Annotated in this window: 10 protein-coding genes and 1 pseudogene; 6 read left to right on the top strand and 5 right to left on the bottom strand. The window is 52.3% G+C overall.

Annotation, left to right across the window (positions count from 1 at the left end; translation table 11 throughout):
- Together FDW95_RS23470 and pphA are read left to right on the top strand one after the other, a co-directional pair.
- Positions 1–143: pseudogene (locus tag FDW95_RS23470) on the top strand (LexA family transcriptional regulator); the annotation flags it as partial.
- A 422-nt stretch (positions 144–565) separates the two neighbouring features.
- Entirely contained in the window at positions 566–1,207 is a 642-nt protein-coding gene (gene pphA, locus FDW95_RS04825) for a protein-serine/threonine phosphatase (RefSeq protein WP_115258234.1), read from the top strand.
- On the opposite strand, the gene FDW95_RS04820 is transcribed toward pphA, so the two are convergent.
- From FDW95_RS04820 to yebS, 5 genes are all read right to left on the bottom strand, one after another.
- Complete coding sequence (locus FDW95_RS04820) at positions 1,208–1,399, bottom strand: YebW family protein (protein ID WP_115258235.1); 192 nt, start codon at positions 1,397–1,399, stop codon at positions 1,208–1,210. It abuts the gene before it with no gap.
- Between the two features lie 102 nt (positions 1,400–1,501).
- Positions 1,502–1,738 (bottom strand): DUF1480 family protein, encoded by a 237-nt coding sequence (locus FDW95_RS04815; RefSeq protein ID WP_170972976.1) that lies wholly within the window; start codon positions 1,736–1,738, stop codon positions 1,502–1,504.
- 100 nt (positions 1,739–1,838) lie between these two features.
- Positions 1,839–3,260, bottom strand: a complete 1,422-nt coding sequence (gene rsmF / locus FDW95_RS04810) for a 16S rRNA (cytosine(1407)-C(5))-methyltransferase RsmF (protein ID WP_096759376.1) — start codon at positions 3,258–3,260, stop codon at positions 1,839–1,841.
- 77 nt (positions 3,261–3,337) lie between these two features.
- Positions 3,338–5,971: a PqiB family protein gene (locus FDW95_RS04805; RefSeq protein ID WP_115258237.1), complete on the bottom strand. Its 2,634-nt coding sequence runs from the start codon at positions 5,969–5,971 to the stop codon at positions 3,338–3,340.
- Positions 5,940–7,223: a membrane integrity lipid transport subunit YebS gene (gene yebS / locus FDW95_RS04800; RefSeq protein ID WP_096756695.1), complete on the bottom strand. Its 1,284-nt coding sequence runs from the start codon at positions 7,221–7,223 to the stop codon at positions 5,940–5,942. Before yebS ends, FDW95_RS04805 begins: the two co-directional genes overlap by 32 nt.
- A 128-nt stretch (positions 7,224–7,351) precedes the next feature.
- On the opposite strand from yebS, the gene FDW95_RS04795 reads away from it, so the two are divergent.
- The 4 genes from FDW95_RS04795 (at position 7,352) to htpX (ending at position 11,774) form a co-directional block, all read left to right on the top strand.
- A complete protein-coding gene (locus FDW95_RS04795; RefSeq protein ID WP_096756696.1) occupies positions 7,352–7,849 on the top strand; it encodes a GAF domain-containing protein in 498 nt (165 codons plus the stop codon).
- Positions 7,850–7,945: 96 nt separating this feature from the next.
- The gene (gene proQ / locus FDW95_RS04790) at positions 7,946–8,632 is read left to right on the top strand and encodes an RNA chaperone ProQ (protein WP_096756697.1); all 687 of its coding nucleotides are present in this window, start codon (positions 7,946–7,948) and stop codon (positions 8,630–8,632) included.
- A 19-nt stretch (positions 8,633–8,651) separates the two neighbouring features.
- A complete protein-coding gene (gene prc / locus FDW95_RS04785; RefSeq protein WP_096756698.1) occupies positions 8,652–10,700 on the top strand; it encodes a carboxy terminal-processing peptidase in 2,049 nt (682 codons plus the stop codon).
- Between the two features lie 192 nt (positions 10,701–10,892).
- A complete protein-coding gene (gene htpX, locus FDW95_RS04780; RefSeq protein ID WP_096756699.1) occupies positions 10,893–11,774 on the top strand; it encodes a protease HtpX in 882 nt (293 codons plus the stop codon).
- Positions 11,775–11,812: the final 38 nt, after the last annotated feature.

The raw sequence follows: 11,812 nt of genomic DNA, 5'->3' as shown, positions 1-11,812 counted from the left end.
TGATAAATCTGGAGAACGGGAGAAAGGAAGCGCTGCCAGAAGATGGTGATGGCTACAATTCCTCACACGCAATATTTGGGGTTATCACGTACATCATTAATGATGCCAGGAACGCGGAGTTCGATGATTGCCCGGTGATGTAATCACATTGGCTGTATTAGTTCGGATCCCTGATTTTTCACATTCCCGACGGCACGCGTCACGGCGTGCCGTAGAAATTTCTGTCCTGGAGTTTTGATCCCGAAGATTTCCCGACGGCGCCACGAAACCAATGGCAACTGATTGATCTTGAATGATTGCAATAGTAAGTATTAGGAGGTGTTTTTTAGTGGGTTTTTGGTATTAACTTATTGAAGTTTAAAGGTTATTACGCTTTGAGTTGTAAACAGGAATCGTATTCGGTCTCTTTTTATCTGTCGAATACGATGCCGTCCAGGGCAAAACACTGCGTGTCGCATGCTGTATTCTTCCCAAACCATACCATACTCCGCCCCTCAATCGTCCAGGCTTTTTTGCTGCTATTGTTAAATTATTATAAGGGCGATCGCTCTATCCGGGAGGTCGAATGGAACACCCTGATGCTGTCTACCAGAGAATAGAAGGTACGCGTTGGCGCCACGTCTGGGTGGTGGGGGATCTCCACGGCTGTTTTTCCATGTTGATGGCTAAATTGCGCCAGTGCCGTTTTGATCCGTGGCAGGATCTGCTGGTTTCAGTCGGTGATGTGATTGACCGTGGACCAGACAGTTTGCGCTGTCTGGTGTTATTGCGTAAAAACTGGATGGTAGCGGTCAGGGGGAATCATGAGCAGATGGCGCTGGATGCGCTGACAACGGGAGAACAGTTGCTGTGGCAAATGAACGGGGGAGAGTGGTTTACCCATGCCGCGCAACCGGCGGCGAGGCATGCGCTTGAGGCGTGTCAGCAATTACCCTGGATTGTGGAACTGCGCTGTCAGAATGGTGTGCACGTTATTGCCCATGCCGATTACCCGGATGATGAATATCAATGGCAAAAGCATGTCGATTTACAGCGGGTATTGTGGGATCGCTCGCGGTTGATGAACAAAAGTGGTGGAATTGGTGGCGCGGACCATTTCTGGTTTGGTCATACGCCGCTGCGCCATCGTCTGGACGTTGATAACCTGCACTATATCGATACCGGTGCGGTATTCGGCGGCGAGCTAACGATGGTGCAATTACAATAATCAAAAATCGCTATATTCCTGCGCAGGTCGCCAGAAGCTGTCGATGTAGCCATCTGCTGGCAGGCATCCGCCATTGCGAATCCGCTGATCGTCCATCGAAATAAGGCACTGCTGTTCCGTATTGAAGACATCGACCACGATGTCTTCACAACCGCCATCCAGGTAGCAAACAAAAAGAACCAGCGTGAACATTCCATCCCCAAATTATACTGCCGTACCGATAGTGTAGAAGAGGTTACTGCGTGGGGGAAATGAAGACATAAATAACCCGTCTGGCGACGGGTTCTTTTTGAATCAGGCAAAACGCATGATCCAGGCATCTGACTTACGATCGTAGTGCTCGCGGAATAGAACAGAATGTTCGCCATTAAGGAGGGCCGGGACGCTGGTATCGGCATCCCAGGCGTCCAGTTGCATACATAAATCCGGATCGGATTTACACGGAGTGGTTAACGTTCGGTCTCCCGGCGATTCGCCATGTAACTCGGCGTCGTCGATTTCAAAAGCGCCAATGCGCACACTGGTTTTCATCATCGTGCTCTCCGTCAATTTGCTGGTTGTGGTACGACCAGTTAGGCCGTCCATTTTTCAGCGTAGTCAACGTGAGCAAAAGCGCCAGTAAAAACGTGCGTTATCCTGTAAAGAGTTTGCCATCCCGGACAAGATCGCGTGGATAGCTGTTCTTCAACCGTGAACCAATCCGTTTTGCCAGCCCAATCGGCTGGTGCTGGAAGGTGACCAGCACGTCGTCGCTGGCAGGCGCGGTCTGCGGGTAGACATCTCTGCCGCGATACCACTCTTCTGCTTCTTCAAGGTTCAGTTCGAACGCGTTGCGGTGATGTGGGTTGGCGAGAGCGATGACGGCCTCATGTTGCCAGCGGTACCCTTTATTGTGGGTTTCAGCCAGCTTAATCCCGAGGCGGGAAAACCGCACTTTACCAATCAGTGATTCAATCTCAACAGGGAATAGCCAGACTTCTTTATCACGCTGCCAGAGGCGAAGATTGTCTTCCCATTGTAATCCGCTGGCGTTTGCCGCCGCGGTGATTTGTGCGGTTTCACGACCTTTCAATGGGCTGAACGGGAAATTGCCGACCTTATATTTAGGGGCAGGCAGAGGAGGGATAGCGGCTGTTTTTCGCAAACGGGCAACAAAGAATCCTTCGCAGTCGTAAATTTGCGGGAAGACATGCAGAAAACCTTCTGGCGTCAGCGCACGTTCAGCATCCGGGAATAAATCACCTAATGGGAGAAACTCCACGGCGTCCGGATAGGTTTCTAGTAGCCACTGCATGACGAGTTCATTTTCATCACGGTTCAGCGTACAGGTGGAATACACCAGCGTGCCGCCAGGGCGTAAAGCATGAAACGCGCTGTCGAGCAGTTCGCGCTGGGTGGCGGCAATCTCAAGATTACTGTCGACAGACCAGTTTTTCAGCGCATCGGGATCTTTACGCACCACGCCTTCACCGGAGCACGGTGCGTCCAGTAGGATGGCATCGAAAGATTCTGGCAACGCTGCGCCAAATACGCGTCCGTCAAAGTGGGTGAGGGCAACGTTAGCGATCCCACAGCGGCTGATATTGGCATGCAGCACTTTAACGCGACTGGCGGAAAACTCATTGGCCAGGATCGCGCCCTTATTCTTCATTTTTGCGGCGATTTGCGTAGTTTTTGAACCCGGCGCGGCGGCTACGTCCATCACCCGATCCGGAGTATTCCCTTCGGCAAACAGCGCGGCAACCGGCAGCATTGAACTGGCTTCCTGAATATAAAACAGCCCACTTAAATGCTCGGCGGTGCTGCCCAGTGGGACTGACTGCTCTTCGTCACGCTCGATCCAGAACCCTTCTTCACACCAGGGGATCGGCGTGAGCGACCAGCCGTAAGGTGCCGTTAAGGCGAGGAAATCGGCAACGGAGATTTTCAGCGTATTGACACGAATGCTGCGTCGTAACGGACGCTGGCAGGCGGCGAGAAAATCATCGAAAGAGAGCGTGGAAGGCATTGCTTCCCGCATTTGAGTCAGAAAGGCGTCAGGAAAATAAGCCACTTGGTACCACCGGAAAAAAAACAGGCGCGCAGTGTAGCATATTTGCTCCGGCGCGAGTACGCCGGGCAGGAGGGTCATTAACGCGGCAGGGCGGTTCCCCATTCACGCCACTCTTTGGGTTCGCTTTCCAGCAACAGGAAGTGTTTTCCAGCCTGTGCTTTTGGTGCCAGTGGCGTACCCGGTGGAGTGGCGAAGGCAATACCGCCGCGAATGAACTGATTAAAGGTCCCGGTTTTCACCACGCCGCCGGTCAGGCCGAAGTCGAGGTTGTAGCCGGACGCCAGCCAGAACACGGAGTTATTACGCACCAGATGCTGATAGCGCTGGCTGATGCGCATGGCAATCATCACGCGGTCAGAAAGCGAACCCAGCGTCAGCCCGGTGACGGTACCCACCTCGATACCTCTGAACAGAACCGGAGTGCCGATATTCAGCGACCCGGCTTCCGGCGCTTCGACCACGATGCTCAGGCCATCAAGATAACGCGAGTCGGTAATAGTGGCTTCCTGTAGCTCAAAATCACGGCGTGGATTCCCGCGACCCGGCTCCACGTTAATATAAGGCTGCAAGATGGTATCAAGGTGCTCCACGCCTGCCGCAGAGATTTGCGGGGTAATTACCGAGAAGCGTGTCCCGCTGCGCGCAAAGGTCTGGACATATTCTGGGTACAGTACCGCTTTCGCCTGCACTTCATTGCGTGCGGTGATGAGTTCCAGGGTTTGGATCTGACCAATATCGATGCCAAGATAGCGAATTGGCATGCCCGCGGCGAGCTTACCGGCGTCAAAGGCGTGCAGGGTAATTTGGCCGCCTACAGCCCGTGCGGCGGTTTCAGAGGCGTACAGAATCCGCTTGTCACCTTTACGTTGGCTGGCGCTGGCACCGCTCAGGTTGTCGAAGCTAATTGCCCCTTTTAGCGCGCGAGACAACGGAGAAGCCTGTACGGTCAGTCCGCTACCGTTAAGTTGAACTTTTGCGCCGCCTTCTGCCCAGAACACGCTGTTGTTGGTTAACAGGTTGCGGTATTCCGGTTTGATGTGCAGGTCGATATCAAACGCATCGGCGCGAGGGCGCACGCTAATCACTTCACCCACTTCGAATTTACGGTACAGCACCACTGAACCGGCCTGAACGTCAGGCAACGTTTCGGCGCGCAGGCTGAGCGTGGTGGTCGGCAGATCGCTCAGGCTGTTTTCAATCGCTTTCTCCAGGTTGGCATAAAGCGGATAGCTGGTTTTCATTTCACCTTTGGTGCCGGGTAAAATACGAATACCGCCGCTAATCCATTCGCTGGCGCTGGCTCCTAAGAACTCCACGCCGTCAATGCCTACTTTGACGTCAACCCGACTGTTGACCACAAATTTGCTGTCACCTTGTACCAGGTCGCGATGCTGGGGTTCGATGGCAACAGTAAAGGAAACGCCTTTGCTGGACAGCGTACGTTCAATCACTTGTCCAACCTGGACACCATGCAGGATCAGCGGTTGACCCGCCTCAATGCCGTAGCTTTCCGGTGCAGTCAGGGTGAGCGTCATCACACCTGGATCATGCAATAAGGATTTTTCGCCGGGAACTACTACAAACTGACTGCGAGGTTCGCCCTCGCCGGGGACCAGTTCGAAGGTTTTACCGGTTAACAGCGAACTGAGGTTTGCATCGCTCAACGACAATTTGGGGCTGTGCAGCTCAATGCGCGTATTGTCCCGCAGCAACGAGACGACGCTCGGATCCACCGTCATTTCGCCGGTGACTTTGCCTCCTGGGATAAGTTCCAGTTTTGTCAGTTCACCGACCTCCAGGCCCTGGTACATCAGCGATGTGGACCCTGCTTTTAGCCCATCGCCGCTGGGTAATTCCAGCTTGATGATCACGCCGCGTTGGCTGTGGGCGAGGTCTTGATACAGACCAAATGTATCGTCGGCAACAGCGGGCTGTGAATCTTCCGGTGAGTCAAAGGCGATGGCACCATTCACCAGTGCGGCCAGACTTTCCAGCTTAACCTTCGCCCCACTGAGGCTGATATCCGCATTGACCCCAGACACGTTCCAGAAACGGCTGCCTTTTTTGACCAGATTAGTAAATCGGCGTTCAATTAGCACATCGATGGTTACGCCCTGATTATTGGGGTTAATGGTGTAGTCATATACCCTGCCTACCGGTATTTTGCGGAAATATACCAGCGAGCCGCTGTTCAGGGAGCCGAGGTCAGGTGCATGCAGATGCAACATTAAATCGCCGTTATTCAGGCGATACTTGGGCTGCGTATCCAGGGCGACGAAATGATCTCTCGGCTCTCCGGTTCCGGGCATCATTCCGATATAGTTTCCGCCAACCAGTGCGTCGAGGCCGGAAACGCCTGCCAGCGAGGCTTTTGGCGTCACCAGCCAGAACTGCGTATCTTTACGCAGGGCATCTTTCATGCTGGCCTTGATGCTGACGCGAACTTCAATCTTGCGCAGATTTTTGCTGAGACTGATATCCTGCACCGTGCCAACTTCGACACCCTGATAGCGAACAGGCGTCCGGCCCGGCACAATACCATCTGCAGACATAAAGTCGATGGTAACGGTGTTGCCGCGGTCTTCATAGCTTCCCCAGATCAGCCACCCGGCGATCATCAGGGCGATGAACGGTAGCAGCCAGAATGGAGAAATGCGGCGTTTTGTTTTAATCTGCGCTTCAGTCTGCGAAGCGGGCGTTTCCTGACTCATGTGCATCCCAAAGTAAGCGGCTGTCCAGCCATTCCACAGCAAGAATAGTCAAAATTACCGCTGCGCCGAAATAAAACGCAGCCGGTCCCATAGTAAAAGCCAGTATCTGGTCGCGATTAATCAGCGACATGGTTAAGGCAATAACAAACAGATCCAACATTGACCAGCGGCCAATCCACGTCACTATGCGCAGTAGCAGAATGCGCGTGCGTAAGCCCTGTTCACATTTAAAATGGATGCTAATCAATAGGGTAAGCATCACGATCACTTTGGTGAAAGGCACCAAAATACTGGCGATAAAGACGATTGCCGCGACACCAACATTGCTGCTTGCCAGCGACATAATGCCGGACAGGATCGTGTCTTCCTGCCGGGATCCGTTAACGTAAATAACCGAGATGGGCAGCAGATTAGCAGGCAGCAGCAGGACAATCGAGGCCAGCAGCGCGGCCCAGCACTTTTGTATGCTTTGATTCCTGCGCCAGCGCAACGGAATATGGCAACGCGGGCAGCGACTGCGGGTGTCCGGATAGCCTGTAAAATGGCAGCCGAGGCATACGCGAAGCTGTTCATCGGGGCGCCGTGCGGGTCTTTGCGGGTAAAAACGGTCCCACAACTGTTCCACGTTGAGGTGCGACAGCGTCAGAATACTGAGGATCACCAGCGCAAGAAAAGCATACAGCCCCACGCCCGGCAGCAGAAAAGCGTAGTCCTGCACTTTGATCGACGCGACGCCGATACCGACCAGGTAAATGTCGAGCATGACCCACTCTTTGAGCCTTTCCAGCATCAGCAGGACCGGGCGCAGGTTCATACCGAGAATGTTGCCTAACCACAGATAAGCAATGGACGAGACAAGTATTATCGGCGCGCCCATCACGCAAAAGAGCACGAAGGAGGCGGTGAGTGGATCACCCTGGCGGGTCATTTGCCAGATCCCCTGAACCACATTGGCGTCAATACGAATGCCTAATAAAAAGATGTGTAACAGCGGCTCTCCCCAGGCAAAAGGCATCAGCAGCAGCATGGTGAAGGCCATTGCCGCCAGCCGTGTTAATGACCAGTCGCGTCCGTCACGAATTTTTGCCTGACAGCGGGGACAGTATGCACTTTGGTGCGAACGCATTTTCGGCAAGCTAAATAGCATGTCGCATTCGGGGCAACGCTGGTAGTGCGCACGGGGTAGCGCCTCACCGACGGACCTGATCGCTATTTTTTTGGATGGCTTGATGCGTGGAGTATTTAGGGCCATGTATCGCGGATCAAAGTGTTAGAGTAATGTTATCTTAACCCATGACGGGAATGATCTTGAGCATTAACGCATTTAATGTTTATTTTAGTAGGCTGCAGTTTTAAGTAAGACAACTAAGTGATTACATAATGAACAAAATAGAGCTATACACGGATCTGAACCGTGATTTTCGCGCATTGATGGCAGGTGAAACCAGTTTTCTGGCAACGTTGGCAAATACCAGCGCCTTGTTGTACGAACGTCTTTCAGAAGTGAACTGGGCTGGTTTTTATCTGCTCGAAAACGACACGCTGGTGCTCGGTCCCTTCCAGGGAAAGATCGCCTGTGTGCGTATCCCTGTTGGGCGTGGCGTGTGTGGTACAGCGGTGGCGCAGAACCAGGTTCAGCGCATTGAAGACGTTCACGCCTTTGACGGGCACATTGCTTGCGATGCCGCCAGCAATGCTGAAATCGTCCTGCCAATCATGGTTGAAAATCAGATAATCGGCGTGCTGGATATTGATAGCACAGCGTTTGGCCGCTTTACTGAAGAGGATGAACAGGGGCTGCGTACGCTTGTGGCACAGCTTGAAACCGTGCTTGCAATGACGGATTACAAAAAATTCTTTGCGACCGTCGCAGGATAATCAACGGATAACGTAGCAATTACTGATGACGTCATTATAATGACGCCTGTTCATGCCTGCGCTTGTTGGCTACGTCCGTTGTAATCAGGAAATTTCATGGAAAATCAACCTAAGTTGAATAGCAGTAAAGAAGTTATCGCGTTTCTGGCCGAACGCTTCCCGCAATGTTTTAGTGCGGAAGGCGAAGCGCGCCCGCTGAAAATTGGCATTTTTCAGGATCTGGTAGAGCGTGTTGAGGGTGAAATGAACCTCAGCAAGACACAGCTTCGTTCTGCCTTACGTCTCTACACTTCAAGCTGGCGCTATCTGTATGGCGTTAAGCTGGGCGCAACGCGTGTCGATCTCGACGGCAACCCATGTGGTGAGCTGGATGAGCAACACGTCGAACATGCGCGCAAACAGCTTGAAGAAGCAAAAGCCCGTGTTCAGGCGCAACGTGCCGAGCAACAGGCGAAAAAACGCGAAGCGGCAGCTGCTGCGGGCGAAAAAGACGGCGCACCGCGTCGCGAGCGTAAGCCGCGTCCTGCTCCGCGTCGTAAAGAAGGTGCAGAGCGTAAACCTCGCGCTGAAAAACCGGCCGCTCAAGCACCGCGTGCTCCTCGCGAAGAACAGCATACCCCAGTGTCTGATATTTCAGTGCTGAAGGTAGGGCAGTCTTTAAAGGTGAAAGCAGGTAATAATGCGATGGATGCCACCGTATTAGAAATCACCAAAGATGGCGTCCGTGTACAGCTGAATTCGGGTATGTCTTTGATTGTACGCGCAGAACACTTGGTGTTCTGAAACGGAGGCCTGGCCTGGCATGAACACTTTTTTTAGGCTTACTGCGTTAGCTGGTCTGCTTGCATTAGCAGGCCAGGCACTCGCTGTGGAAGACATCACGCGTGCCGATCAACTCCCCATACTGAAGGAAGAAACGCAGCACGCGACGGTGAGCGAACGTGTCACATCGCGTTTTACGCGTTCTCATTATCGCCAGTTCGATCTGGATCAGGCGTTTTCGGCAAAAATTTTTGACCGCTATCTGAATCTGCTCGACTACAGCCATAACGTGCTGTTAGCGAGCGATATAGAGCAGTTTGCTAAAAAGAAAACCGTCATCGGTGATGAACTGCGCACGGGCAAGCTGGATGTCTTTTACGATCTCTACAATCTGGCGCAAAAGCGCCGGTTTGAACGTTACCAGTACGCGTTAAGCGTGCTGGCGCGTCCAATGGATTTCACCGGTAACGACACGTTTAACCTCGATCGCAGCAAGGCCCCATGGCCAAAAAGCGAAGCCGAGCTAAACGCATTGTGGGACGGTAAGGTTAAATTCGATGAACTTAGCCTGAAACTGACCGGTAAAACCGATGCTGAAATTCGTGAAACGCTGACCCGTCGTTACAAATTTGCTATTCGCCGTCTGGCGCAGACTAACAGTGAAGATGTGTTCTCACTGGCGATGACGGCGTTTGCGCGTGAAATCGATCCGCATACCAACTACCTGTCTCCGCGGAATACCGAACAGTTCAATACCGAAATGAGCCTGTCTCTGGAAGGTATTGGCGCGGTTCTGCAAATGGATGATGACTATACCGTTATTAATTCAATGGTAGCGGGTGGTCCGGCAGCCAAAAGCAAGGCGATAAGCGTAGGCGATCGTATTGTTGGCGTCGGCCAGGCTGGTAAAGGCGTCGTTGATGTGATTGGCTGGCGTCTCGATGACGTTGTCGCGCTGATCAAAGGACCAAAGGGTAGCAAGGTTCGCCTTGAAATCCTGCCTGCCGGTAAAGGCACCAAGACGCGTACCGTTACGCTAACGCGTGAACGTATTCGTCTGGAAGACCGTGCTGTTAAAATGTCGGTCAAAACCGTTGGCAAAGAAAAAGTCGGTGTGCTCGATATTCCCGGTTTCTACGTTGGCTTGACGGATGACGTTAAAGTTCAGCTGCAGAAGCTGGAAAAACAGAATGTCAGCAGCGTGATCATCGATTTGCGCACTAACGGTGGTGGTGCACTGACCGAAGCCGTATCGCTTTCCGGTCTGTTTATTCCTTCTGGCCCTGTTGTTCAGGTTCGCGACAATAACGGTAAAGTGCGCGAAGACAGTGATACCGACGGCGTTGTTTACTATAAAGGCCCGCTGGTGGTGCTGGTTGACCGTTTCAGTGCTTCTGCTTCTGAGATTTTTGCCGCGGCAATGCAGGATTACGGCCGTGCGTTAATCGTCGGGGAACCGACCTTTGGTAAAGGCACCGTGCAGCAGTACCGTTCTCTGAACCGTATCTACGATCAGATGCTGCGTCCGGAATGGCCAGCGTTGGGTTCCGTTCAGTACACTATCCAGAAATTCTACCGTGTTAACGGTGGCAGCACGCAACGTAAGGGCGTGACGCCGGATATCATCATGCCGACAGGCAATGAAGAAACTGAAACCGGTGAGAAGTTCGAAGATAACGCCTTACCGTGGGATAGCGTTGATGCTGCAACCTATGCGAAGTCAGATAATTTAACGCCGTTTGGTCCTGAATTACTGAAAGAACATAATGCGCGTATCGTTAAAGATCCTGAGTTCCAGTACATCATGAAGGATATTGCTCGTTTCAATGCCCTGAAAGATAAGCGCAACATCGCATCTCTGAATTACGCTCAGCGTGAGAAAGAGAATAACGAAGATGACGCCCTGCGTCTGGCGCGTATCAACGATCGCTTGAAGCGTGAAGGTAAACCGCCGCTGAAGAAACTGGACGATCTGCCGAAGGATTACCAGGAGCCGGATCCGTATCTCGATGAGACGGTGAAAATCGCGCTCGACCTGGCGCGTCTTGAAAAAGACAAGCCAGCGGAACAGTCTGCGACCAAACAGTAATATCCAACAGGCACAAGAAATTGTGCCTGTTTTTTTAACAAGCGTATGAAGTCGTCAGTCTGATACGGTAAAATGTAAAGTTGTGTCTTTCTACTGACTTAGCACGTATGCATGCTTGAAAATAGCCGTAAGACCCATACGATATGGGTAATCGCATAGTGCGTTTTGTTAAATTGAGGTTAAAAGAAAATTATGATGCGAATCGCGCTCTTCCTGCTGACGAACCTGGCTGTGATGGTCGTTTTCGGGCTGGTATTGAGCCTGACAGGGATTCAGTCAAGCAGCGTTCAAGGCTTGTTGATTATGGCTCTGCTGTTTGGTTTTGGTGGTTCCTTTATTTCGCTGCTGATGTCCAAATGGATGGCGTTAAAGTCCGTTGGTGGGGAAGTAATTGAACAGCCCCGTAATGAAAGAGAACGCTGGCTGATGAATACTGTAGCAACTCAGGCTCGTCAGGCTGGGATCGCTATGCCGCAGGTGGCTATTTACCATGCGCCAGATATTAACGCGTTTGCGACCGGTGCTCGCCGGGATGCGTCGCTGGTGGCTGTCAGCACCGGCTTGTTGCAAAACATGAGTCCCGATGAAGCCGAAGCCGTTATCGCACATGAAATTAGCCACATTGCCAATGGCGATATGGTTACCATGACGCTGATCCAGGGCGTGGTGAACACCTTTGTTATCTTTATCTCACGTATTCTGGCGCAACTCGCCGCCGGCTTTATGGGCGGAAACCGTGAAGAAGGTGAGGGTAGCAACGGCAACCCGCTAATCTATTTCGCGGTAGCGACGGTGCTGGAGCTGGTGTTTGGTATTCTGGCGAGCATTATTACCATGTGGTTCTCACGTCATCGTGAATTCCATGCGGATGCAGGCTCTGCCAAACTGGTGGGTCGTGAGAAAATGATTGCTGCGTTGCAGCGGCTGAAAACTAGCTATGAGCCGCAGGAAGCAACCAGCATGATGGCCTTCTGCATCAACGGTAAATCTAAGTCGCTGAGTGAGCTGTTTATGACTCACCCGCCGCTGGATAAGCGTATTGAAGCGCTGCGCAGTGGGGAATACCTGAAATAACCCGCAGCAGGTTAAATAATGAAGAAGCGCGTCGTTAG

This window comes from Citrobacter sp. wls718 (genome assembly GCF_005280945.1).
Classification (GTDB): Bacteria; Pseudomonadota; Gammaproteobacteria; order Enterobacterales; family Enterobacteriaceae; genus Citrobacter; species Citrobacter gillenii.
The sequence above is the reverse complement of the archived record's forward strand: the minus strand, read 5'-3'. Positions and strand labels throughout refer to the sequence as shown.

Excerpts from the sequence above, each read along its gene's own strand:
- FDW95_RS04805 (WP_115258237.1), bottom strand. The coding sequence starts at position 5,971 with ATGAGTCAGGAAACGCCCGCTTCGCAGACTGAAGCGCAGATTAAAACA.
- FDW95_RS04820 (WP_115258235.1), bottom strand. The coding sequence starts at position 1,399 with ATGTTCACGCTGGTTCTTTTTGTTTGCTACCTGGATGGCGGTTGTGAA.
- prc (WP_096756698.1), top strand. The coding sequence starts at position 8,652 with ATGAACACTTTTTTTAGGCTTACTGCGTTAGCTGGTCTGCTTGCATTA.
- FDW95_RS04815 (WP_170972976.1), bottom strand. The coding sequence starts at position 1,738 with ATGAAAACCAGTGTGCGCATTGGCGCTTTTGAAATCGACGACGCCGAG.
- yebS (WP_096756695.1), bottom strand. The coding sequence starts at position 7,223 with ATGGCCCTAAATACTCCACGCATCAAGCCATCCAAAAAAATAGCGATC.
- FDW95_RS04795 (WP_096756696.1), top strand. The coding sequence starts at position 7,352 with ATGAACAAAATAGAGCTATACACGGATCTGAACCGTGATTTTCGCGCA.
- pphA (WP_115258234.1), top strand. The coding sequence starts at position 566 with ATGGAACACCCTGATGCTGTCTACCAGAGAATAGAAGGTACGCGTTGG.
- proQ (WP_096756697.1), top strand. The coding sequence starts at position 7,946 with ATGGAAAATCAACCTAAGTTGAATAGCAGTAAAGAAGTTATCGCGTTT.
- htpX (WP_096756699.1), top strand. The coding sequence starts at position 10,893 with ATGATGCGAATCGCGCTCTTCCTGCTGACGAACCTGGCTGTGATGGTC.